20 protein-coding genes are annotated in these 23,923 nt (G+C 45.7%); 15 read left to right on the forward strand and 5 right to left on the reverse strand.

The window, feature by feature from the left end; genetic code table 11:
* Positions 1-22 precede the first annotated feature (22 nt).
* Positions 23-1,366, forward strand: coding sequence for a sensor histidine kinase (locus K9M52_RS07460; RefSeq protein WP_224071430.1), 1,344 nt, complete (start codon positions 23-25; stop codon positions 1,364-1,366).
* 26 nt (positions 1,367-1,392) lie between these two features.
* On the opposite strand, the gene K9M52_RS07465 is transcribed toward K9M52_RS07460, so the two are convergent.
* A complete protein-coding gene (locus K9M52_RS07465) occupies positions 1,393-2,016 on the reverse strand; it encodes a DUF502 domain-containing protein (RefSeq protein WP_224071431.1) in 624 nt (207 codons plus the stop codon).
* 530 nt (positions 2,017-2,546) lie between these two features.
* On the opposite strand from K9M52_RS07465, the gene K9M52_RS07470 reads away from it, so the two are divergent.
* From K9M52_RS07470 to K9M52_RS07485, 4 genes are all read left to right on the forward strand, one after another.
* The gene (locus K9M52_RS07470) at positions 2,547-2,873 is read left to right on the forward strand and encodes a helix-turn-helix domain-containing protein (RefSeq protein WP_224071432.1); all 327 of its coding nucleotides are present in this window, start codon (positions 2,547-2,549) and stop codon (positions 2,871-2,873) included.
* Positions 2,848-3,978: a type II toxin-antitoxin system HipA family toxin gene (locus K9M52_RS07475; protein WP_224071433.1), complete on the forward strand. Its 1,131-nt coding sequence runs from the start codon at positions 2,848-2,850 to the stop codon at positions 3,976-3,978. Before K9M52_RS07470 ends, K9M52_RS07475 begins: the two co-directional genes overlap by 26 nt.
* 82 nt (positions 3,979-4,060) lie before the next feature.
* On the forward strand, positions 4,061-4,768 hold the full coding sequence (locus tag K9M52_RS07480; RefSeq protein ID WP_224071434.1) for an SDR family oxidoreductase: 708 nt from the start codon (positions 4,061-4,063) through the stop codon (positions 4,766-4,768).
* Positions 4,769-4,893: 125 nt separating this feature from the next.
* A complete protein-coding gene (locus K9M52_RS07485; RefSeq protein ID WP_224071435.1) occupies positions 4,894-5,883 on the forward strand; it encodes a 2-hydroxyacid dehydrogenase in 990 nt (329 codons plus the stop codon).
* 94 nt (positions 5,884-5,977) lie between these two features.
* Here K9M52_RS07485 and K9M52_RS07490 read toward each other — a convergent pair whose 3' ends face one another.
* Positions 5,978-6,718 carry a geranylgeranylglyceryl/heptaprenylglyceryl phosphate synthase gene (locus K9M52_RS07490; RefSeq protein WP_224071436.1) on the reverse strand — a complete coding sequence of 247 codons (741 nt, stop codon included), beginning with the start codon at positions 6,716-6,718 and terminating at the stop codon, positions 5,978-5,980.
* 268 nt (positions 6,719-6,986) lie between these two features.
* On the opposite strand from K9M52_RS07490, the gene K9M52_RS07495 reads away from it, so the two are divergent.
* Positions 6,987-8,108 (forward strand): 5-(carboxyamino)imidazole ribonucleotide synthase, encoded by a 1,122-nt coding sequence (locus K9M52_RS07495; protein WP_224071437.1) that lies wholly within the window; start codon positions 6,987-6,989, stop codon positions 8,106-8,108.
* A 90-nt stretch (positions 8,109-8,198) separates the two neighbouring features.
* Here the strand turns inward: K9M52_RS07495 and K9M52_RS07500 are convergent, their stop codons facing one another.
* Positions 8,199-9,254, reverse strand: coding sequence for an outer membrane beta-barrel protein (locus K9M52_RS07500; RefSeq protein ID WP_224071438.1), 1,056 nt, complete (start codon positions 9,252-9,254; stop codon positions 8,199-8,201).
* Between the two features lie 163 nt (positions 9,255-9,417).
* Positions 9,418-10,800, reverse strand: coding sequence for an ammonium transporter (locus K9M52_RS07505; protein WP_224071439.1), 1,383 nt, complete (start codon positions 10,798-10,800; stop codon positions 9,418-9,420).
* 431 nt (positions 10,801-11,231) lie between these two features.
* Between K9M52_RS07505 and lptB the strand changes: the two genes are divergently transcribed.
* The 8 genes from lptB to K9M52_RS07545 all read left to right on the forward strand — a co-directional run bounded on the left by lptB (position 11,232) and on the right by K9M52_RS07545 (position 23,041).
* Positions 11,232-12,050, forward strand: a complete 819-nt coding sequence (lptB, locus tag K9M52_RS07510) for an LPS export ABC transporter ATP-binding protein (RefSeq protein WP_224071440.1) — start codon at positions 11,232-11,234, stop codon at positions 12,048-12,050.
* A gap of 203 nt (positions 12,051-12,253) precedes the next feature.
* Positions 12,254-12,712, forward strand: a complete 459-nt coding sequence (locus K9M52_RS07515; RefSeq protein ID WP_224071441.1) for an LSm family protein — start codon at positions 12,254-12,256, stop codon at positions 12,710-12,712.
* A 39-nt stretch (positions 12,713-12,751) separates the two neighbouring features.
* On the forward strand, positions 12,752-13,996 hold the full coding sequence (nusA, locus tag K9M52_RS07520; protein ID WP_224071442.1) for a transcription termination factor NusA: 1,245 nt from the start codon (positions 12,752-12,754) through the stop codon (positions 13,994-13,996).
* A gap of 53 nt (positions 13,997-14,049) precedes the next feature.
* Complete coding sequence (gene infB / locus K9M52_RS07525; protein ID WP_224071443.1) at positions 14,050-17,103, forward strand: translation initiation factor IF-2; 3,054 nt, start codon at positions 14,050-14,052, stop codon at positions 17,101-17,103.
* A gap of 223 nt (positions 17,104-17,326) precedes the next feature.
* Complete coding sequence (locus tag K9M52_RS07530; RefSeq protein ID WP_224071444.1) at positions 17,327-18,772, forward strand: peptidylprolyl isomerase; 1,446 nt, start codon at positions 17,327-17,329, stop codon at positions 18,770-18,772.
* A 143-nt stretch (positions 18,773-18,915) separates the two neighbouring features.
* Entirely contained in the window at positions 18,916-20,184 is a 1,269-nt protein-coding gene (locus K9M52_RS07535; protein WP_224071445.1) for a hypothetical protein, read from the forward strand.
* A gap of 133 nt (positions 20,185-20,317) precedes the next feature.
* Positions 20,318-22,537 (forward strand): phosphoribosylformylglycinamidine synthase subunit PurL, encoded by a 2,220-nt coding sequence (gene purL / locus K9M52_RS07540; RefSeq protein WP_224071446.1) that lies wholly within the window; start codon positions 20,318-20,320, stop codon positions 22,535-22,537.
* 174 nt (positions 22,538-22,711) lie between these two features.
* On the forward strand, positions 22,712-23,041 hold the full coding sequence (locus K9M52_RS07545) for a DUF6686 family protein (protein WP_224071447.1): 330 nt from the start codon (positions 22,712-22,714) through the stop codon (positions 23,039-23,041).
* A 7-nt stretch (positions 23,042-23,048) separates the two neighbouring features.
* Here the strand turns inward: K9M52_RS07545 and K9M52_RS07550 are convergent, their stop codons facing one another.
* Positions 23,049-23,216: a hypothetical protein gene (locus tag K9M52_RS07550; protein WP_224071448.1), complete on the reverse strand. Its 168-nt coding sequence runs from the start codon at positions 23,214-23,216 to the stop codon at positions 23,049-23,051.
* Positions 23,217-23,257: 41 nt separating this feature from the next.
* On the opposite strand from K9M52_RS07550, the gene K9M52_RS07555 reads away from it, so the two are divergent.
* A complete protein-coding gene (locus K9M52_RS07555) occupies positions 23,258-23,914 on the forward strand; it encodes a Pr6Pr family membrane protein (RefSeq protein ID WP_224071449.1) in 657 nt (218 codons plus the stop codon).
* The last annotated feature ends 9 nt before the right edge of the window (positions 23,915-23,923 follow it).

Consider the following 23,923-nt stretch of genomic DNA (forward strand, 5'->3'; position numbering starts at 1 on the left):
TGTTCTTCAATTACAATCCAATATGGTAAAAATCTGCCTTCGGATCTTACTACAGCTCCTGCTGGCCGGCTCAGCCGCCGCCGCGGCCGTCTGGTGTTATCTGAAAGGCATGCCCTATGGCGCAGTCATTGCGCTCTTTCTCTTTCTTGTGCTGGTATACAGAATGGTCTCTTTATTCAGAGACATCCTGCATGACTTCAATGACTTCGTACAGGCACTACATTACAGAGACTTTTCACAGCATTTTTCCATTAAAAGAGCCCCTTCCCATCTCAAGTTCTTTAGAAGAGGCTTTAATGAGATCGTCACTGGGTATAAGCGGCTCAGCAATGAAAAGGAACTCCAATACCAATATCTTCAAAATGTGCTGGAACTGGTAGATACAGCCATACTGGCATTTGAACCCGGCACAGGAGAAGTTATCTGGATCAACAACCAGATGAAAAACCTGATAGGTGTGCCAGGCCTGAAGAATCTAAAGCGACTCGAAAGGCAATTACCCGTTTTAAATGAAGCGTTTTATAAAATAAGCCCAGGCGCACAGAGCATTATCAAAGTCGACATATTGCACCGGCCACACAAATTACTGCTTACTTCCAATAACTTCATAACCAATGAACAGCAAATGAAACTTATTGCCTTGCAGAATGTGGAAGAAGCACTGGACGTAACGGAAACAGAGGCCTGGAATAAACTATTAAGAGTGCTGACCCATGAAATTATGAACTCTATTGCGCCGATCTCCTCCCTGGCCAATACCCTTCAGGACCGGCTGGGCCAGTTAGATAATCACAAGATATCTGAATCAGATTTTAAAGACCTGCAGGACGGCATGCAAACCATCCGCTCCAGAAGCGATGGCCTGATGCGCTTCTCAACCTCTTATCGGAACCTCAATAAAATCGGACAGATCAATCTCAGTGAGTTTTACGTAAGAGACCTATTTGAAAACCTCGCCTCACTTATGCAGCCCGGCATGACCAGCAAGGCCATCAGCCTCGAACTGATACTTAAAAACCCCAACCTGAAAATGCAGGCAGACCGGCAACTGCTGGAACAGGTTATGATCAATCTATTACTCAATGCGATCGATGCGGTCAGGGAAAGCCCTGCAAAACGGGTCACTATCGCCGGAGAGAAAAACCAGGACGGGCAAACCATACTAAAAGTCAAGGATAGCGGGAAAGGTATGGATGAGCAGATCATGGAAAGAATATTCATTCCGTTTTTCTCCACCAAAAAGTCCGGAAGCGGCATTGGCCTGAGCCTCTGTAAGCAGATCATGCTCTTGCACAAAGGCAACATTCAGGTAAAATCCACTCCGGATGAAGGCACCAGTTTTAGATTACAATTCCCCGCACAGTAAAGCCGATATACTCTTTTTTCAGGCTACTATGCGTCGGATTTATCCATTTCTGTTACCCCGCCAGATATCACGAATTTCATGGCTTCCGCTGAAGAAATTTTATCATTAACCGTACGAATACTGGACTTAGGTACAAAAAAAGTCATGCCGGATATCGCATAGGAAAAGGGTACATATACCACCACATGTTCAACCAGGTCAAACTGACTGGCGTCGCTTTGAGTAATAAAGCCCATACGCCAGACATCAGTATTGTCTACATTGACCAGTACCGGCTTGTCAAACTTCTTTTTGCTGCCGGAAAAAGCTTTCAGGAAGTCCTTTACAGAAGAATAAATGAGTTTGACACCAGGCGTTTTTTCCAGTGCAGAGCCTAAAAGGTCAATGAGATGGCTGATCACGAAAGAAGAAGAAGCCCATCCGATCAGGATCATAATAATCACCATCATCAGAATACCTAATCCGGGTATATGACGGGTCCCCTCTTCACCAGGCACTACGGTCCCAAATATATTGGGCAGTATGCTGTCGACTGCTGTAAAGAGCCAGAACACAAAGTAAATAGTGACCGCTATAGGCGCAATAACAATCACACCCTGGAAAAAATACTGAATAATTCTTTTAGCTACTGTCTTTTTCTGATCGTCCATAATCGGTTTTTTGGTTGTCAAAATTAAAAAAGTACTGTTGAAGTTTAAGACATTTTAATTTTTTGTATATAGCATCATCGAAACAAGTGCAACAAACTGCATCTAAACAATTGTAACACATATGTTTGAGAAAGAATCGACATCGCGTCATTTTTTATCTGTGGTCTCAAGCAAAGAAACAGATCAGCTAAAATGCCAATTGTGAATTTGATAAACAAGTAATAATCTTTTGTTCAAGTTCTGATCTTATAAAAAATCAAAATCTCCTTTCCCAAACAACATCAACTTAAAGCAGAAATACCTGGATCAACGAAAGTCAAAATGCATATCCAAATCCGCTGCGTCCACCTTCGCCATACAAAATCAGGTTATATAGCATCGTGCATATTGTCCCAAGAGCATATTATTGATTTTCTTTCACAACCTTATTTTTCAGTATTTTAACATTTAAATCGATTAAACTTATTTAAATTTATTGCATACTATAGTATACAAAAACAAGAATTTTTAGACATTTTATATACAATAATATGCAAATTATCTATAATTTTGATACAGATTCTCCTGAGGAATTGTTATTGATACTAGCAGGTAATCTAAAAAAGCGCCGATTGGAAAAAGGTCTGTCTCGCAATGCATTATCAATGACCAGTGGCGTATCTGCTTCGACGATTTCCAAATTTGAGATCCATCATATGATCTCATTAGAATCCTTTGTGAAACTTGCAAAAGCCCTTGGATACACAAAGATGATACGAAATCTGCTATCGGAGCCTATTTACCAGACAATGGAAGAACTAGAATTGATTAACAAAAATAAGAATAGGAAAAATGGCAGAATTACGCCCAATAAATAAATTGACCGTCACTTATCATGACCACAAAGTAGGCACACTCATGATGGACCCCACTAAACGACTATGTGTTTTCCAATATGATAAACTATGGATCGCCAACGGGTTTTCCATATCTCCATTGGAGCTTCCCCTGGCAACGGATTTGTTTATAGCCAAGCCGGAACCATTCTGGGGTAATTTTGGCATTTTTGAAGATAGTCTTCCAGATGGATATGGGCGCTATTTACTCAATCGGCTATTAAAAAAACAGGGAATAGATGATAGCAATCTTGATCCATTGCAACGGTTAAGTATCATAGGCACTTCTGGCATGGGCGCGTTATGTTATATCCCGGAGACCCATATTGGTGCAGAGAAGACGTTGCCTGCATTAGATAATCTCCAAAAAATCGCATTAGACGTTCTATCTGAGAAATCTGACCAGGATGAGGATATTCTTTATTTCAATAGTGGAAATTCTGGCGGTTGCAGGCCTAAATGTCTGCTGCATGACGGCGATGGTTCCTGGCTCGTTAAATTCAGGCATACTTACGACCCTAAGAATATGGGCAGCATGGAATTTCGTTATAATCAAATTGCACGCAATTGCGGAATTATAGTTCCTGACTTCAAATTAATTGAGGGAAAATATTTTGCCACAAAAAGATTTGATATTGAGAACGGCAAACGACTTCACATTGCAACTGCCGGTGCGCTGCTTGGAGAATCCATTGCACAGCCTAAAATGGATTATAAAAACCTCTTACACTTGACAGGATACCTTACGCAAGACCCTAAGGCTGTTGATGAGATGTTTCGGCGCATGGTTTTTAATGTCCTTACTGAGAATAAGGATGACCATGCAAAGAATTTCAGCTTTATTCACAAAGACGAGAAATGGTCTTTATCACCCGCTTATGACCTGACAAAATCAAGTAATGGCTACAACGGTGAACATGCCACTTCTGTTAATTATAAGGGAAACCCATCCATTGAGGACATGCTTCATCTCGGAGAAAGTATTCGGATCGGCAAAAAGCGCGGAATGAATATGATTATAACGATTGCAAACGAATGTGCTGATATTCTCAGCCGTAAATTCCAGGAACTGATATCCACGCATTAGTAACTTTTTCTGTCTCCATAACTCGTTTTTTGGTTCCCAAAAATAAAACTACTTTTGAAGCTTAGGACATAAAACTTACTATATGCAAATCGTCATAACAGGCGCAACAAGGGGCATCGGAAAGGCTGTGGCAGAGATATTTGCGAAAGAATCAACACCACATCATTTTTTTCTCTGCGCAAGAAAAGAAACTGAGCTGGCAACGCTACAATCAATCATAAAAGACCACTTGCAGCAACATACGGTCACCACTTTTGTATGTGATTTGCTGGATAACAGCCAGATCAGTGCTTTTGCGGACCTGATCCTTAGATCCGGCCAGGCGGTGGATCTACTCATCAACAATGCAGGTATTTATGAGCCAGGAAGTTGTTATAATGAGCCTGAGGGCCAACTGGGAAAAATGTTGCAGGTCAATCTGATGAGTGCCTACCATTTGACAAGAGCCTTATTGCCCCCAATGATCGAGCGCAAAAAGGGGCATGTATTTAACCTCTGTTCCATCGCCAGTATCCAGGCCTACGCCAACGGTGGCAGCTATAGCATCAGCAAATATGCATTATCAGGGTTTACCAAAAATCTCAGAGAAGAGTTAAAGCCACTGGGCATCAAAGTAACAGGCATCTATCCCGGTGCCACACTTTCCAGCAGCTGGGATGGTCTGGATATCGATCCTAACCGGATCATGCAGGTCGACGATGTCGCCAAGATGATCTATCAGGCGGCACATCTCTCTGTCCAGGCAGTGGTGGAAGACATCATTCTCAGGCCACAATTGGGAGACCTGTAGCCGTCAAATAACCATATTAATGTGACTGCCCGACCAGTGACAAGTGGAATCCGATCAGACAGCGCTGTTCTGGGTTGGGGTATCCCAATAGATCACACATATTACAAAAGATCAGTAACACCCGTATGAAAGTTTTTGCAACGAAAGTTATTCCAGATAATGCCAAAGCGTTTTTGTCCGCCAACAATATAGTCGTAGACGAATGGACAAATCAAACGCCTATTACCAAAAACGAATTGACCAAAATAGTCACCAGTGGTAAGTATACCGGTCTGTTTGTTCTAGGTGCAAAAATTGATGCTGAGATCATACATGCAATACAAAGAAACATACAGGTAATATCTTTACTCTCCGTTGGCTATGATAACATAGACCTGCACGCTGCCACCATGGCCGGCATCCCTGTCAGTAATACCCCCGATGTGCTTAATGATGCAACAGCCGAGACCGCTTTTTTGTTGATGCAAAATGTAGCCAGAAAAGCATTTTACAATTACAGAAGAATTATGGAGGACAAGTGGCACAATGACAGCTTTATCACTAATCTAGGGGTAGATTTACAGGGAAAAACCCTCGGCATATTCGGTCTGGGAAAAATTGGACTCGTGATGGGAAAACTGTGCAGAGCAGCCTTCAACATGGAGGTCATCTATCACAATAGATCCCGCAATCCAAAGGCGGATAAAACCCTAAACGCACAGTTTGTATCTTTTGATGAATTGCTGCACAGAAGCGATGTTCTTTCCATACATTGCGCACTAACGCCTGAAACCACCCGGGTTTTCAATGCAGCCGTCTTCAAAAAGATGAAAAATTCATCCATTCTTATCAACACGGCCCGTGGGAAGGTCGTCGATGAGCCAGCCCTGATTCAGGCCCTGCAGAAAGCTGAAATCTGGGGTGCGGGACTAGATGTCACCGATCCGGAGCCCATGCAGCCAGACAACCCGCTTTTGCAGATGGCAACCGTCGCGGTACTGCCCCACATAGGCTCTGCCACGGTCAACACTCGCCATCGGATGGCGCAGCTGGCCGCAGAAAATATGCTTTTAGGCTTAACCGGTAAACGGTTAAAGACCATTGTAAACGAAGAAGTATATTCAATCAAAAAATAGGTACATAGACGGGCGGATAGCCAGCCGCAACCAGCCGATGCATGAAGCGTTTTCCAGGTACGCTTACCGGCCCTTTTTGACAGCCTCTAAAGGATTAGAGGGCGTGTACTGCCCCGCTGATCTCTTTCATTAAACTGAGGTCCTTTTCAATAGCATTTCCGACAACGACAACGTCGGCGCCGGCCCTACAATTAGCCGCTGCCTTTTCAGGTGTTTTGATACCTCCACCGACGATCAGGGGAACCGAGATACTGCCCGACACCCGCTGAATCATCTTTTCCTCAATCGGATTTCTGGCACCACTGCCGGCATCCATATAGATCAGTTTCAGCCCCAGCATTTCTCCCGCCATTGCCGTGCATAAAGCGATATCACTCTTATCTGCCGGTATGGGCGCCGTATTGGCAATATAGGAAACAGAAGTAGGGGCACCCCCGTCAATAACCATATAGCCTGTAGGCATTACTTCCAGCCCGCTGCTGCGGACCATCGGCGCACTGATCACATGCTGGCCGATCAGCAATTCCGGATTCCGGCCGGAGATCAGTGAAAGATAAAACAGCGCGTCCGCATACTTAGATACCTGAGAAGGAGAGCCGGGGAAAAGGATAACCGGGATATCACATTTAGACTTGATCCGCTGTATATTCTGATCTACGGTATTGACCACCACGAGGCTCCCGCCTACAAAAAAATAATCAACCCCTGCAGCGAGTGCCTGTTCCACAATCGGATCAATATCAGAATCATTCATTTTATCCGGATCAATCAGCACGGCGAAAGCTTTTTTGCCCGCCTGCTTCTGCTCGATAAATCTCTGGTATATAGCTGCCATAGAATAGACTTAACTTAAATTTTGAGGAGTTACTGTTTGCAAAAATGCATAAAATCTTTCAAAAAACACCGATTCAAGGCCACTTTGCGTTTAAATTCAGCAAAACTAAACCCCTGAGTACCAATTAAAATAAGCAATCATCAACTTCAGCCCGTATAATCTGAACACTTCGAGCGTTATTCGATTTCAAATCCGTAATTTTGGCGCTCCCTTATACCTCTTCTTTATCATTATCGGATTGGGTAAACAGGTCATCTTAAATATCTATATGCAAAAAATTGGAATCCTCGGAGGCGGACAACTGGGACGTATGTTATTACAGGCAGCCGCAGATTTTGTAGTGGACACTTATGTTCTTGAAAATGACCCCGGATGTCCGGCAGCGCATTTATGCCATCATTTTGTTCAGGGAGACATCAGAAATTTCGACGACGTATATAACTTTGGCAAAGGCCTGGACGCCCTGACCATTGAAATAGAATCCGTCAATGTTGATGCCCTGGACGCACTGGAAAAGGAAGGGGTGCGTGTCTATCCAAAACCCGCCGCCATCCGTACCATTAAAAACAAGATCCTTCAAAAAACCTTTTATAAAGACCATGAAATCCCGTCCCCTTCCTTTATCATCACCAACAGTCAGGCGGAAGTCAGATCCAGAAAAGATCTCTTACCAGCCGTGCATAAGCTGGGAGAAGGCGGTTATGATGGCAGAGGTGTAGAGGTCTTAAGGAAAGAGGAAGATCTGGATAAAGCCTTTGACCAGCCTGCTGTACTGGAAACGATGGTGGAGATTGAAAAAGAGATCGCCATCACCGTCGCCAAGAACGACCAGGGCGAACTCACCCTTTTCCCCGCGGTGGAAATGCTGTTTGATCAAAAGCTCAACCTGCTGGATTTTCAGCTATCTCCGGCCCGCATTGACAAGCAAGTTCTCTGGAAGGCCGAAGCGATGGCTCAGAAAGTCGTGGAAAAACTAAATAGCCCCGGTTTATTTGCAGTAGAACTTTTTATCGACCGCACCGGCAATGTCTGGGTCAATGAAACGGCTCCGAGGGTGCATAACAGCGGGCACCATACCATTGAAGCTAATTATTGCAGCCAATATCATATGCTGCTCAGGATACTTATGCAGCTACCGCTGGGTAATACTGCTCCCATTATCCCTTCCTCCATTGTCAACATTCTGGGCGCTCCCGGTTACCAGGGTGAGGCAAAATATGAAGGATTGGACGAAGTGTTGAAAATGGATAACGTATTTGTGCATCTCTACGGAAAAACAATGACCAAACCCGGTCGTAAAATGGGGCACGTGACCATTCTCAGTCAGGAACCTCAGGAGTTGATCTTCAAAGCCAATAAGATCAAAAATATCCTGAAGGTGATGGCCTGAGGCGATCCGGTAAAATATAAATAAAAGGCTGCATGAACCTTTCGGGACATGCAGCCTTTTGCTTATATGATCACTCAGTAAAAATCTTGTCTAAAACTGATAAGTTACCGCCATCAGCCCAGAGACCTGTCCCTGATGCGCATTTCCGCCATAAGGATGAGAGAAATGATCCCACCTGAGTTCCGGCATAAAAGTAAACGGCCCTTCCCTGTAACTCAGTGTCGCGGTACTGGACCAGACATTCCCGCCCAGAGGAATTACGCTGATGGCATCCTTATCCGTAAAATATTCTTCCCGAACAGCCAGCTGCAGCTTGGCGTTCAACTGCGCCTTCAGGTAAACAGCCTGTCCCCACCAATGTCGCCAGTCGTTGCCGTTGTCTGACGCCTCAGAGACTTTCTTTTTTCTGAAAACAATAGATCCATTCCATCCCAGACTGATAGCGGAAGAAACCGGCAGGGACAGGACTGCATCCAGTTGCTGCACATTGGCGGTATCCACCTGTTTGCCTCCGGAATAATTTAAGGCCAGCACCAGTCCGTTTTCTTTTTCATAGCTATAGCGGGCAATGATCGTCTTATTATTCAATACTGAATCCGGCACGTGTCGATAATCTGTAGGATTACTGATACCAGCCATTAAATGATGGCTACCTTTCACGTATTCAACTTTGACACCCGTATTGGAAAAGGGACCGGTAGAAAATAAATAGGACATGCTATAATTAGCGTTTAAAGCAGGATCCAGCAGTTCATAGCCAATATGCGTGGCCCAGGATCCTGCAGAAAACTTTAACCCCTGGATGGGCTCATAATAAACATAAGCTTGTTTGACCGCGGCCATAATACCCTCATCTGTATAGGCAAAATCCCGGGCCCTTGGGCCAAACCCCAGATCTACCACGACACCTGTTTTTTTATACTGATAGGCCAGCTGCAGGCTGGCCATTCCCAGCTCAAAGCCCCGGTTTTTGCCGGTAAAACTAGTGGTCGGCCCCTGCAGGCCATGAAACACATTTTTGTAATAAAGGTCTACGTTTCCGTGAACGGATAAATGGCCAGATTCCTTCTCGCCAGTGCTATCCTGAGCGGAAACCCAACCTGAGTACAACATAATACTCCCAAGAAGCCAACTTTTAAGTTTCATATGATATTAGTTTAATGATGAGATCGATTCATATAGCCATCTGGGTATTTCAAAACTGAATACCTTATATGAACAAGGGCCTTTTCACGTCCAAGTAGAAAAGGCCCCATGTGATTATTGGTACGAAGAAAACTATTTTGCCCGCCACCGGCCAGGGCGCCATCTATGCAGAGAAAACCTCCTGCTCATAGGTGTAGGATGCATGGGCCGGTGGATCCAGATATTTTTCGTCATGCTGGCTGGCATCCAGGCCTAACTCCTCCTCCTCTTCACTTACACGCAGTGGCAATATGAAATTAATAAACTTGAAAATGCCGTAAGACATCCCGAAACTAAAGACAACGACTATAGCCATACCGGTAAGCTGTGTCAGGAAAAATGAAGCGTTGCCGAAAAACAGGCCATCGGTTCCTGCCGGATTAATCGCCTTAGAAGCAAATACACCGGTCAGCAGCATACCAACGATGCCACCGATGCCATGACAGGGAAAGACATCCAGAACATCATCCAGCGTGGACTTTGTCTTATAGTATACGGCAATATTGGAGATCACGGCAGAAAGTACACCGATAAAAATCGAGCTTGCAATGGAGACAAAACCCGCACCGGGTGTAATGGCCACCAGTCCGACCACAGCACCGATACAAAATCCGAGCACAGACGGTTTTTTTCCTTTCAGCACATCAAAGAACATCCAGGAAAGGCCCGCAGCAGCGGCAGCGGTATTGGTAGTAGCGAAGGCAGAGACAGCCAGGCCATTTGCCCCCAGCGCAGAACCTGCATTAAATCCAAACCAACCGAACCACAGCAGACTGGTCCCGATCAGCACATAAGGGATATTCGCCGGTGCTGTTTCGATATTTTCCAAATGCGCCTTTCTGCGTTTAAGCACAATAGCGCCTGCGAGCGCCGCGCAACCTGCAGAGATATGTACTACGGTTCCACCGGCAAAATCCAGTACGCCCATTTTGGCCAAAAAACCATCGGGATTCCAGCACCAGTGGGCCAGCGGCGCATATACCAGCAAACTAAACAGTACGATAAACAGAATATAGGCCGTAAAGCGGATCCTTTCGGCAACAGCACCGACGACCAGGCCCGGCGTGATGATCGCAAACATCAGTTGAAAAAGTGCGAACAACATCAGCGGAATGGTAGGGGCACCTGCCCAGGGCGCGCCGGAGCTGACATGATTAAAAAACAGAAATGTTGTAGGATTTCCGATCACGCCTCCCAGGGAGTCGCCAAAAGCAAGACTGAATCCGACAACGATCCAAAGTACGCCTACCACGCCGGCTGCCACCACACTTTTGATCATGGTAGACAAAATATTTTTACGGTTTACCATCCCGCCATAAAAAAAGGCAAGACCCGGTGTCATCAAAAAAACAAGCGCAGTAGCCACCAGAATCCAGGCGATGTCGGCAGAATTATACACGCCCGTTCCATCAAAAAGGGAGGTTTCCGGGACAAACAATGAGAGCAGAGCCACCACGGCAAGAACAGAGAACGGTGCCCATTTTTTAAAATCAAAACTTGTTTTCATGAGAAAAGATTTAAATTACTTTATTTTATATCTGTATTATGAAAACAAATTTATGCCGTTTTTTCAATACAATTTTATGTTTGCAATATATATTTTTTATCAATATTTATATAATATTCTTTTGCAAAGATGCTGGTATTCAGCATTTGAAACTTACAACCTATCGTAAATATAGAAAAAATAGTATTATAGGCCTTTTTTAAATAATATCATTCAGAAGTATAAAACGGCATTTTTCAAGATCATTTTTCGGAGTTTTATTCATATATTATATATAGCAATGTGTATAAGTAGATGATTACAGTGTTTCCGTCATTAAACAATTCCTAAATTTCCTTGCCTGATACGGTTAATCCCGCAAATTGTTATACGATAGCTTTAGGTTGATTATATTTGCCTACCTTTTATTATTGATTTTAAATATTGTCCCCTTGAGTATTACGATATATACAAAGAATCTGGTCAAATCTTACCGCAGCAGAACCGTCGTTAATCAGGTTTCTGTTCAGGTAACGCAGGGGGAAATTGTCGGGCTGCTGGGTCCTAACGGAGCCGGCAAGACCACCTCTTTTTATATGGTGGTAGGTCTGATCAAGCCAGATGAAGGCACAGTATTCCTTAATGATCAGGAGATTACAAAACTGCCTATGTATAAACGGGCGCAGATGGGCATTGGCTATTTACCTCAGGAAGCTTCTGTATTCCGCAAACTCAGTGTGGAGGATAATATTATGGCTGTACTGGAAATGACCAAGCTCAGCAAGGCTGAAAGGGAGGCAAAGCTGGAGGACCTCCTCGATGAATTCAGTCTCCACCATGTGCGCAAAAATAACGGAGACAGTCTGAGCGGTGGCGAAAGGCGCCGTACAGAGATCGCCAGAGCACTGGCGGTCGACCCCAAATTTATTCTGCTTGATGAACCTTTTGCCGGCGTGGACCCTATTGCGGTCGAAGATATTCAGGCAGTGGTCGCCAAACTCAAATATAAAAACATCGGAATTTTAATTACCGACCATAACGTAAATGAGACACTCTCGATTTGCGACAGAGCCTATTTACTCATCGAAGGAAAGATCTATAAGCACGGAACGGCTGAAGAACTTGCTGAAGATGAAAAAGTTAGAAGTATGTACCTTGGGACCAACTTTGAACTTAAACGAAAAGACTGGATACTCGAAATGGGCAAAAACGGTGGTCAGGCTACCGGCTCCGCTACCCGTACTGACGGCCGGGACAAGACCGGCGGCTAAGCGCAACAGGCCTGGCAACCGCTTTTCAAAATTATATATACATTAAATATTATGTAGCTGCCGGCTTCAGGATGTTATGGATCGGGGACAGGCAAATTAAATATTTGGATTGAATCCCTATATTATACTACCTTTGCGATGTAAAGAACGGAGGATGAAGGGAACGGCTAACGTTCCCTTCTGTTATTTTCAAAAGAAACTGTATGTCGGATCAACATGTGGAGGGTTTTCTGGATGAGATCTTAAAAACAGAACCCACTTATTTTAAAGTGAAGTTCAAAGTTAAACCCACCAATAATTATAAGATTTATATTGACGGCGACCAGGGAATTACCATTGACCAATGTATTAAATTCAATCGGGCGTTGTATAAGCAAATTGAAGAGGCGGCACTGTATCCTGAAGGTGATTTTTCGCTGGAAGTTTCTTCGCCTGGCGTAGATGAACCCCTGCAGAATATTCGTCAATATAAAAAAAATATAGGTCGTAAAGTAGAAGTAACCCTCACAGATGAGCGGAAACTTGAAGGCATTCTGAAAGAAGTGGCAGAGGATACGATCTCTGTAGAAGAAACAAAAGGAAAAGGCAAGAAAGCTGTAACAGAAGTTGTAGCGTTGCCGTTTAAGGATATAAAAACAACAATTGTTCAAATTCAGTTTTAAAAAGCGAGGCGAGCATCTCGCTTAAAATGGTATAAGAATATGGCAAGTATTAATCTGATCGAAGCGTTCCAGGAATTTAAGGATGCTGAAAACATTGACCGTCCGACCATGATGAAAGTGGTGGAAGATGTCTTTAAGACATTGCTTCGAAAAAAATATGTAAGTGATGAGAACTTTGACGTGATCGTCAATGCGGAACAGGGCGACCTGGAAATTTTCAGAAGAAGGATGATCGTGGAAGACGGAGAGGTGGAAGATCCGCTTGCTGAAATAGCTTACAGTGAAGCCATTAAGATTGAACCTGACTTTGAAGTGGGTGAAGAACTCATCGAGTCTGTTGACCTTTTTGATTTTGGACGCCGGGCTATTCTGGCAGCCAAACAAACCCTTGCCAGCCGTATCGGGGACCTGAAGAAAAATCTGTTGGTCCAACAATACGAAGGACGTCTGGGAGAAATGATCAATGCTGAAGTCTACCAGGTGTGGAGAAAAGAAGTTTTATTATTGGATGACGAGGGCAATGAGTTAATTCTGCCTAAATCAGAACAGATACCGCAGGACTTCTTCAAAAAAGGCGAAAATACCAGAGCTGTCATCAGTCGTGTAGACGTGAAAAACAATACACCGGTGATCATACTTAGCCGCACCAGCCCTGTGTTTCTGGAGAAACTTATGGAAATGGAAGTACCTGAGATCGCTGAAGGACTGATCACGATCAAAAAGATCGTCAGAGAACCAGGGGAGCGTGCCAAAGTAGCCGTTGAAAGCTATGACGACAGAATTGATCCGGTAGGCGCCTGTGTGGGTATGAAAGGCAGTCGCATCCACGGTATCGTCAGAGAATTGAAAAATGAAAATATTGATGTGATTAATTTCACAACAAATACGCAATTATTGATTCAGAGATCGTTGACGCCGGCCAAGATCAGTTATATGGAACTGGACAACGAGAAAAAACGGGCAGAGGTATTTCTGCAGGCGGATCAGGTATCGCTGGCCATTGGACGCCGTGGTGTGAATATCAAACTGGCCTGTGATTTGACTGGCTATAACATTGATGTTTACCGTGAGAATGAAGAAACCGAAGAATTTGATATTGACCTGGTAGAATTCTCTGATGAAATTGATATGTGGATCATCGATGAATTAAAACGTGTTGGCTGTGACACTGCCCGCAGTGTATTAAGCCTCACACCGGAAGAGCTTGAAAGAAGAACCGACCTGGAAAAAGAAACCATCCAGGAAATCAGGCGAATCCTCCAAGAAGAATTTGAAAAAGAGTAAATAAGGCCCCGGAACTGAACTGAGGATCACCTTATCTACGACTAAAAGAAAATATGGCAGAATTGAAATTACCAAGATTATTGGCGGCCGCCAGGGAATTTAATATTGGGCAGGAAACGCTCATAGAATTCCTTGACAGCAAAGGATTTAACAAGGACGACCTCAAACCCACGGCCAAATTGACCGAGGAGCAGTATGCTGCCCTTCAGCGTGAGTTTCAGAGTGACAAACTGGCTAAAGACAAGGCTGATAAAATTGAGATTCCTAAAAGTACAGTTGCCACACAGGCAGAGAAAGAGAAGAAGAAAAAAGTAGAGGCAGTGACCAGTACAGCTGCAGAAGAACAAAGAGAAGAGAGCGCTCCGGCGGAAGCTGTGCAGGAAAGTCCTGTGCAATACGGCCCCGAAGTAGAAGAAACACCTTCTCAGCGGCAACCCGGTGCAGAGGTACCAACCGAGGCCGCACCGGCAGTACCGGATGCACAGCCGGAAGCTCCTGCGGCTAAAGAAGAAAAACCTGTAGTCCAGGCAGAAAATACGACTCCAAAACAGCCGGAAACTGCCCAGACTGAGTCACCGGCGCCAGAAGCCGCATCAGAAACGCCTGCTCCACCAAAAGTTGAACAGACGTCTAAGCCAAAAGGCCAGGAAATCGAAGGGCTTAAAATCATTGACAAAATAGATCTGTCGGCGATCGACTCTTCTACCCGCCCCAAAAAGGCAGCGCCTAAGAAGGAAGAGAAGCAAAGGAAAGCGGAACAGAAACAGGGTGTTAAACCCGAAACGCAGCAGCCTACGCCGGCAGCGCCACCTAAAGCGCCTCTGGCACCAAAAGCACCGGCTGTGCCGGTTGCGCCATCCGAAACAGAGGAAAATAAACCCCCTGTGATTGAAAATATCCGGGCAGCTAAACTAGAGGGGCCTAAGATCCTTGGTAAAATTCAGTTGCCGGTAGACAGCGATACAAGACCCAAACCGAATAAGGATGCGGGACGCAAACGTAAACGTATTCCACTGGAAAACAAAAGGCCGACCGGAGAAGGTGGTCATGGCGGCGGCCAGCATCGCCCAGGTCAGGGAAGCAGGCCCGGACAGGGACAAGGTCAGACGGGCAACCGGCCCGGACCGCATGGAGGCAGAGCCGGTAACCGGCCAAAATATACGCCACATACGGAGGCTGATAAAGAAATCGACCAAAAACGTATCCAGGAAAAGATCAAGGAGACCCAGGCCAAACTGGCCGGAAGCGGCGGCTCCAAAGCCAAATCAAAGGCCAAGCACCGCAGGGAAAAACGTCAGGAAATGGCCGAGGCGATGGAAGCTGCAGCCAACAAACAGGATACTCGTTTGCAGGTAACTGAGTTTATCACAGTAAGCGAACTGGCCAATCTGATGGATGTCAGCTTCACAGACATTATCAGTAAATGTATGGGGCTGGGCATCATGGTTTCGATCAATCAGCGTCTGGATGCGGAAGTTATTGAACTCGTCGCGGAAGAATTTGGTTATGAAGTAGACTTTATCGGTCTGGATGATGTCAACGAGGAAGATGAAGATCAGGATACAGATGCTCCTGAAGACCTGTTGCCCCGTAACCCGATCGTTACGATCATGGGACACGTTGACCATGGTAAAACCTCTTTGCTGGATTATATCAGAAGAACCAAGGTGGCCAGCGGCGAAGCCGGAGGTATCACTCAGCATATTGGTGCCTATGTCGTTAATGTCGGCGATAATAAGATCACCTTCCTTGACACTCCGGGTCACGAGGCCTTTACGGCCATGCGTGCCAGAGGTGCTAAAGTAACGGATATCGCAGTGATCGTAGTCGCAGCCGACGACGCTGTGATGCCACAGACGAAAGAGGCGATCAGTCACGCACAGGCAGCCGGCGTACCGATGATCTTTGCGATTAACAAAATAGATAAAGATGGAGCGAATCCTCAAAAAATATACGAACAGCTTTCTCAGATGAATATTCTGGTGGAAGAATGGGGCGGTAAATTCCAGAGTCAGGAAATCTCTGCTAAACAAGGACTGAATGTAGACGCCTTGCTGGAGAAGATCCTCCTGGAAGCAGAAGTGTTGGAACTGAAAGCAAATCCGGACAGAGAAGCCAGCGGTTCTATTGTGGAAGCTTCTTTGGATAAAGGCCGTGGATATGTAGCGACCCTGCTGGTTCAAAACGGCACCCTCCGCCAGGGAGACCTGGTTGTGGCCGGTCAATATTATGGCAGAATGAAGGCTATGTTCAATGAGTTGAACCAACGCATTGAAGTAGCGGGACCTTCTACCCCGGTACAGGTATTGGGCCTGAATGGTGCGCCACAGGCGGGTGAGAAAATCAAAGTGTATCAGGATGAATCTGAGGCTAAGGATATCGCTAATAAAAGAGCACAGATCATGCGTGAACAGGGACTTAGAACCCGTAAACATATTACCCTTGATGAAATCGGACGCCGTCTGGCTCTGGGTAACTTTAAAGAACTTAACATTATCATCAAAGGTGACGTAGACGGTTCCGTGGAAGCCCTTAGCGATTCGCTGCAAAAACTTTCAACAGAAGAGATTGTCGTTACTGTGGTTCATAAAGCGGTGGGACAGATCTCGGAAAGTGATGTATTGCTCGCTACAGCCTCTGATGCTATCATACTTGGCTTTAATGTCCGTGCCTCTGCTCAGGCAGCCCGCCTGGCTGATGAAGAAGGAGTGGAAATCAAGACCTATTCCATCATCTACAACGCAATTGAAGAAATCAAGAGCGCCATGGAAGGCATGCTTGAACCGAAGATCCAGGAGAAAGAAGTGGCTACGGTTGAGATCAGGGAAGTTTACAAGTTTGATAAGGCCACCGTTGCCGGATGTTATGTACTGGAAGGTAAAATCAAAAGGGACCACAAAGTCCGGTTATTCCGCGATGGTATCCTGGTTTACCCAAGACAGGAAGGCGCCTACACAGAACTGGGCAGCTTAAAGCGTTTCAAAGATGATGTCAAGGAAGTTGCGCAGGGATACGAGTGCGGTCTGACCCTGAAGACCTTTACAGATATTCAGGTAGGAGACAATATCGTAGCCTACGAGCAGGAAGAAATCAAACGTACACTCTGATCATCAGTTCATTTGAATACGACTTAAATGACTGATTACCAGATGAGCAACCGATAAAAGAACAAAGGGCTAAATTATTTTTGGAAAATGATTTAGCCCTTGTTTTTTCGGCACCATACATTTTGTTAAAACCCGCCACGGCTGGCTTTAACTGCCCTCAAATCACTATTTTTGAGACCGCCTCCGGCACTGCCAGAAGGTGAAACACAGATAATCATTGGTAATGCATAGAAAAATGATAAAAAAGGGACTGACCCTGGCTGCTATAGCGATGAGCCTTGCCTTTGCGGCTAAAGCACAGCAAAACACTTCTAATAAAGTAGTAGTCGATAAGATTATTGCACAGGTAGGGGACGATATCGTCCTTAAATCCGATATCGATGAAGGTGTCAGGCAGTATACGGGCAATCCGGAATTCACCAACCTTCCGCCGAACCTGGATTGTCAGATTCTTAAGACACGTATCATGATGAAAGCACTGGCCTTACAGGCCAAGCGGGACTCCCTTCCTTTTTCTGATGATGAGGTCGAGAGTGCTTTTCAGAGCAGAATTCAAAATTATCTGCGTCAGTTCGGATCCAGGGAGGCCCTGGAACAGGCAGCCGGCAAAACGATCGAACAAATGCGTCAGGAGTGGACACCTGAGCTGAAGCAAACCATTCTGTCAGAAAAAATGCAGCGTTCCATTGCACAAAATGTAACGATTACGCCTGTAGAAGTTGAAAACTATTATAATACGATCCCCAAGGACAGCCTTAAGTTCTATGAAAGCCAGTTTGAGGCCAGTCAGATCATCATCTATCCGAAGCCCAATGGTGATGTCATTGCTTACATCAAAAATGAGTTAGAAGACTGGAAAAGACAGGTAGAAGAGAAAAAGGCCAATTTTGCGGCGCTGGCAAAATTATATTCCGACGAACCCGCCGCCAAAGAAACCGGCGGCCAGCTGAGTATCAACCGCCAGGATGATAAAGGCAGAATTGATCCGGACTTTATGAATGCAGCCTTCCGTTTAAGAGAGGGCCAGATATCTCCCGTTATTAAATCCCAGATGGGTTATCATATTATTCAGATGGTCAGCCGTGCCGGTAATGACGCTGTCGTAAGGCATATCATTAAAATTCCACCGGTAACCGATGAAGAGGTTCAGATTGTAAAAAAGAAGATGGACAGCATTAAAGATCTCCTGACCACTGATAAAATGACTTTTTCTGAAGCATTCAACCGTTTTAATGAAGACAAGGAGGCTAAATACAATGCCGGCGCCATCTATGGAATAGAAAACTATAGCCCGGTGACTACCTTTACCATCGATCAGCTCCGGGATAAAGATCTGGTGAAGCTGCTACCCACCATGAAAGTAGGCGAATATTCTGATCCGCAGGTCTTTACTGACCAGACCGGCAGACAAGGCGTTCGTATCATTTATCTGAGAGTGCGTACAGAACCGCACAGAGAAAATATCAAAGATGATTACGACAAAATTGCCCAGCGGGCGCTCACTATCAAGAAACAGGAAGCACTGGATGACTGGCTCACCAAACACATGAAAGACTTTTATATCCAGATCGACCCTGCCTATGCTCATTGTCCGGAACTCGTTAAGTGGATGCAGGGTACCAATGAGAAAGTAGAGCACTATTCTTCAGAGGAATTGAAAAACAAGTAATATTTATTTTTTTATAGAAAATAGCCGCATCAGCGGCTTTTTTCGTGTATAATATCTCCCGATGGCCACAGGTTCGCAATCTTGCTTTAATTTTGAGCCGAAAGGGTCACCCGGCGATACGCCTTATAACAAAGAAATTTTATATGCAGTCATCGGGCTTACATAAACTCCGGAACATTCTCCAACCGATGGGCCGACACAGGCAGCTTTTGTCACGGTGGCTGCTCAGTTGTGTTGTATTCCTGTCAGCTTTCCCACAACAGGAGGCCAGTGCCCAAGCTGCAAAAGAAAGAACTTTCTCTTCCCAAAGACTCACGCAGATTAATTATGTTTTGCAGCGCCTTGATAGCCAGCAAGTGAAGGACGGATCAGATCCGGTATTCCTTGTCGGGAGCTATCCTTCCTATATCCATCACAGAAGACACTTTAAAAAAAAGAAAAAAGACATCACCATATTCTTTAATATCCTGATTGATATAACGCTTAAAAGTGTCCGGTCACAACTGCCCGATAGCCTTCAGACTAAAATCGATACACTGCTGCACCGCTCTGCAGCCATCTATCCCCGATTCTACAATCAAAAGCGGGGTTCTTACAATTTCTGGCTCCGGGATTCTGCCTACAGATTCCCCTATTCCTGGTGGATACCGATCATTAAAAAAAACGGGGCCGTTCCGGACGACATGGATGACACCGTACTGTCCCGCTTCGTAGATCCCAAGGGCGGCAAAGACTCCCTGGAAAATTTGCATCAACGCATGCAGGCCTATACCCACAAGCAGGGCGAAAAACTGCGCACGGCACCCCGGGCTTACCGAAATTACGCCACCTACTCTACCTGGTTCGGTAAAAAGTTCCCCGTTGTCCTTGACGGGGTCGTCCTGAGCAACATACTGAGCTTTGTCAATCATTATGCGCTGCCCTGGACCGGAGCGGATTCAGCGGCCCTGCGATTTATCATACAGACCGTTCGTTCCGGTGACTACATTAACCGCCCGCTGGCGATCTCCCCCTATTACGGTAAAACATCCATTATACTCTATCATTACAGCCGGCTGATGCAGCAAGGCCGGCTACCTGCTCTTGACAGCCTTCGCCCGGAATTGATCCGGACATGCCATCACCTGTTAAATGCCGGTACGGGCACAGCGCTGATGGAAAAGATCATTGCCGCCAATGCGCTGGTCTGGCTGGGCGAACCGGCACCAGAGTTATCTCTTCCGGGCAGAAAAAACTGGAAGGAACAGATTGAACACAGTGATTTTGCCTACTTTATCGGCAATATACCTTCCTATATGCCCCGTCCCGTACAGGGAGCCCTGACCGGTATCAATGGTCTGATGTACTATCATTACTGTCCGGCCTTCAACGACGCATTGGTATTGCAGTATCTGGTATCAAACCCCGGATAGGCCACTGACAGACAGGCAAATCTGTCTGTCCAAAAAGAGGCTGATTAAAAGGGCAGCGCTCTCCAGCTGTTTTTCGCAACTTTTGTCATAAATTTGCGTGGCATTTCAATTACAATTTTTCTTAAAGATTCCAATGGAAATTACCGTACAACACGCCGAAGAGCTGCGGCTCACCGCAGAAGAATTTGAACTGATTAAACAAAAATTAGGTCGTACACCGAACTTCACCGAACTCTGTATATTCAGTGCAATGTGGAGTGAGCACTGCAGTTATAAAAACTCTATTAAATGGCTGAAAACCCTGCCCCGTGAAGGCGGCAGAATGCTGGTGGCTGCCGGAGAGGAAAATGCAGGCTTAATGGATATGGGTGATGGTTACGGTGTCGTATTCAAAATTGAAAGTCATAACCACCCCAGTGCCATTGAGCCCTTCCAGGGAGCGGCCACAGGAGTAGGCGGTATCCAGCGCGATATCTTCACCATGGGCGCCCGCCCCATAGCTTCATTAAATAGCCTGCGTTTCGGCAACCTGAAAGATAAGAAAACACAGCGCCTGATGGCCGGTATTGTACATGGAATCGGCCATTATGGGAACTGCTTCGGTGTCCCGACCGTTGCCGGCGAAGTATATTTTGAAGACTGCTATCATACCAATCCGCTGGTCAATGCCATGAGTGTCGGCATAGTAGACACCAAAAGAACCGTCAGCGCGACGGCAGAAGGTAAGGGCAACCCTATTTTCTTTGTCGGCAGTGCCACAGGAAAGGACGGAATCGGGGGAGCAAGCTTCGCTTCTGCCAATATCACGGAAGAAAGTACCGAGGAACTTCCTGCCGTTCAGGTAGGGGATCCTTTCCAGGAGAAAAAATTACTGGAAGCCTGTCTGGAAGTACTTCAGACAGACGCTGTAGTGGGTATGCAGGATATGGGTGCAGCCGGAATTATCTGTTCCACGGCGGAAATGAGTGCGAAAGGAGGTGTGGGCATGCACATTGATCTGGAAAAAGTGCCCACCCGTCAGAAGAATATGAAGGCCTGGGAACTCCTGCTCAGCGAAAGCCAGGAAAGAATGCTGCTGGTAGCACACAAAGGCAAGGAAAACCAAGTCCTGGAAGTATTTGAAAAATGGGACCTCCCTTGCAGCGAAATCGGTTATGTAACAGATGACGGCCAACTTAGATTCTACATGAATGGCCAACTGGAAGCCGAGGTTCCGGCTGAAGAACTGGTATTGGGTGGTGGCGCACCGCAATACGACAGAGCCTACAGCCGCCCCGCCTATTTAGATAAAGTAGAAGCATTTGACCAAAATACGGTTGCGGACCTGACAGACAATGCGGCTATCAAAGTAGCTGCAGAAAATCTGATCCAACTTCCCAATATTGCCAATAAAAGATGGGTAACCGTACAATACGACTCCATGGTCGGCACGGCCAATACCCAGACCAATGCACCCAGCGATGCTGCAGTCGTCCTGGCCAAAGGTACCGGCAAGGCCCTGGCGGTCACCACGGATTGCAATAGCCGTTATGTGTACGCGGACCCGTTCGTCGGTGCAGAGATCGCGGTAGCAGAAGCAGCCCGGAACATTATCTGCTCCGGAGGAGAGCCCATTGGCGTAACCAACTGTCTGAATTTTGGGAATCCCTATAATCCAGAGGTATATTATCAGTTTGTAAAAGCCGTTCAGGGTATGGGAGAAGCCTGCAGGAAATTTAATACACCGGTTACGGGTGGTAATGTGAGCTTCTATAACCAGAACCCAACCGGCCCGGTCTATCCGACCCCCACCATTGGCATGGTCGGCATTCTGGATGACATCAATAATAAAATGAGCCTGGACTATAAAAAAGCAGGCGATGCCATTTACCTGATCGGAGAAAGCAAAGACGATATCGGCTCTTCTGAATATCTACACAAGCTCCATAAAGTAGAACATTCCAGGGTGCCGGCCTTTGATCTGGAAGAAGAATACAATATACAACAGCTCATAGCGGAGCTGATCAAGGCCGGACAGATCAGCAGCGCGCACGACATCAGTGAAGGTGGCCTAATGATCACCCTGCTGGAAAAAGGCTTTAACCGTAACCTGGGATTCGACGTCCGCAATCAAACGCAGGTCAGACAAGATGCCTTCTGGTTTGGAGAAGCACAGAGCCGTGTTGTCGTCAGTGTACCTGCTGACGGGGCCAGCGCATTTGAATCGGGACTGAAAGCCAAAGGGGCTGCCTTCAGCAAATTAGGAACGGTCACTTCGGGCGAACTTGTCGTAGATGGGATCAACTGGGGTACAATTACCGCTTGGAAAGACAAATATGATACCGCCATCGAAAATCTGATCGCGGAAAACTAGCAAGATAAGGCTACTACGTCAAGAAACCTTCCCGGCGGATATCTCATCTATGCCGGGAAGGTTTTTTATGACCGCAACCAGAATAAATGATTCCTGATTTCGATACTCATTTTCCAGAATCCATAAACGGATAATACAATAATATTCCATCTTTGTTGACATAAAAAGTGGAATATGTGCGATTTTAATAACCTCAGTTCTAATGAAAACGGATTTATTCTCCGCTGCAGGCAATGCGGATACTATCAAGTTGGCTTTGCAGGTATAATGCTCTCACTCAACGGGGAAGACTATGACAAATTTTGTCGTCTGATTGAACATCTGAATGGCAGGCCTGTTGACGAAGATAAACGGCATTCCCGTCATATTGTGATTCCCACACCGTATTATGGTGTCAATCTCCTTTTGTGCAAACACGAAATAGACGAATTGCAGATGCTGTTGTCTACCGCCGAGACCGAACTGGTAGCACAATCTATGATGGCGCTGTTCACCGATAACTAAAGTAATATTAAGTCCAGATAGGTAATGGTGCGGCAGCGATCGTAAACTTCTTTGCCGCGGACAGGATGATACAAGCCGGCTTAGGCTGCTTATCTGGCACAAATTCCGGTCCGAGTCCATGTTTAAAAACTGACCGGTCGACAGTTTTTTTCCGACCATTTGTCCCGGTTCTCATTTGAAGAACCGGGTTTTTTATTTCTGTTGAAGGAAGTAACTTTGGAGATCAGACCAACCATAGAAATAAACATGGCGCTTACGCTCACATACTCAGTTTCTACCGTCCGTTTTATTGCCGGCACCCTGGCAGTACTTTGCTGGTTAAGTCTGCTGCTGCAATGGACACTCCTATACGGGCGCGTGAACCATTCTGTGCGCCATACCCTGGCCAGATTCTTCGGTTATTTTACGATACTGTCCAACACCCTGGTGGCCATTAGCTTTAGCCTATGGTTTATCTATCCGGTGGACCGCCTGAGCGGCACTTTGCAGGCTACACTATTTACTGCCATTTGCGTCTATATAATCATCGTAGCTGTTATCTATCATGCTCTGCTTAGAAAACTGGCGGTATTGCAAGGCCTGGATCAACTGGTCAATGCCATGCTGCATACCTGGTTACCTGTTTCATATATCGTATGCTGGCAGCTACTGATGCCTGCTGGCCTCCTCGATTTTACTCTGATCCCTTATTTTCTGATCTTCCCCGTCCTTTACCTGGTATATGTACTGCTATTAGGGTATAAGACGGATCATTATCCCTATCCTTTTATAAACGTGCTGGAATCCGGCTACGCTGCAGTGTTGCGTAACGCCGTATTTATCACCCTGGGCTTTATCCTGCTTTCTTGTCTGTTGATATGGTGGAAAAGCTAGTACTTTAAA

It is taken from the genome of Arachidicoccus terrestris (assembly GCF_020042345.1).
Classification (GTDB): Bacteria; Bacteroidota; Bacteroidia; order Chitinophagales; family Chitinophagaceae; genus Arachidicoccus; species Arachidicoccus terrestris.

Bases quoted from the DNA above. Each gene is read 5' to 3' on its own strand.
- K9M52_RS07535 (WP_224071445.1), top strand. From the start codon at position 18,916: ATGCAGTCATCGGGCTTACATAAACTCCGGAACATTCTCCAACCGATG.
- nusA (WP_224071442.1), top strand. From the start codon at position 12,752: ATGGCAAGTATTAATCTGATCGAAGCGTTCCAGGAATTTAAGGATGCT.
- K9M52_RS07550 (WP_224071448.1), bottom strand. From the start codon at position 23,216: ATGAGAACCGGGACAAATGGTCGGAAAAAAACTGTCGACCGGTCAGTT.
- K9M52_RS07475 (WP_224071433.1), top strand. From the start codon at position 2,848: ATGGCAGAATTACGCCCAATAAATAAATTGACCGTCACTTATCATGAC.
- K9M52_RS07490 (WP_224071436.1), bottom strand. From the start codon at position 6,718: ATGGCAGCTATATACCAGAGATTTATCGAGCAGAAGCAGGCGGGCAAA.
- K9M52_RS07505 (WP_224071439.1), bottom strand. From the start codon at position 10,800: ATGAAAACAAGTTTTGATTTTAAAAAATGGGCACCGTTCTCTGTTCTT.
- K9M52_RS07460 (WP_224071430.1), top strand. From the start codon at position 23: ATGGTAAAAATCTGCCTTCGGATCTTACTACAGCTCCTGCTGGCCGGC.
- infB (WP_224071443.1), top strand. From the start codon at position 14,050: ATGGCAGAATTGAAATTACCAAGATTATTGGCGGCCGCCAGGGAATTT.
- K9M52_RS07515 (WP_224071441.1), top strand. From the start codon at position 12,254: ATGTCGGATCAACATGTGGAGGGTTTTCTGGATGAGATCTTAAAAACA.
- K9M52_RS07500 (WP_224071438.1), bottom strand. From the start codon at position 9,254: ATGAAACTTAAAAGTTGGCTTCTTGGGAGTATTATGTTGTACTCAGGT.
- K9M52_RS07495 (WP_224071437.1), top strand. From the start codon at position 6,987: ATGCAAAAAATTGGAATCCTCGGAGGCGGACAACTGGGACGTATGTTA.
- K9M52_RS07545 (WP_224071447.1), top strand. From the start codon at position 22,712: ATGTGCGATTTTAATAACCTCAGTTCTAATGAAAACGGATTTATTCTC.
- K9M52_RS07480 (WP_224071434.1), top strand. From the start codon at position 4,061: ATGCAAATCGTCATAACAGGCGCAACAAGGGGCATCGGAAAGGCTGTG.
- K9M52_RS07470 (WP_224071432.1), top strand. From the start codon at position 2,547: ATGCAAATTATCTATAATTTTGATACAGATTCTCCTGAGGAATTGTTA.
- K9M52_RS07485 (WP_224071435.1), top strand. From the start codon at position 4,894: ATGAAAGTTTTTGCAACGAAAGTTATTCCAGATAATGCCAAAGCGTTT.
- K9M52_RS07530 (WP_224071444.1), top strand. From the start codon at position 17,327: ATGCATAGAAAAATGATAAAAAAGGGACTGACCCTGGCTGCTATAGCG.
- K9M52_RS07465 (WP_224071431.1), bottom strand. From the start codon at position 2,016: ATGGACGATCAGAAAAAGACAGTAGCTAAAAGAATTATTCAGTATTTT.
- purL (WP_224071446.1), top strand. From the start codon at position 20,318: ATGGAAATTACCGTACAACACGCCGAAGAGCTGCGGCTCACCGCAGAA.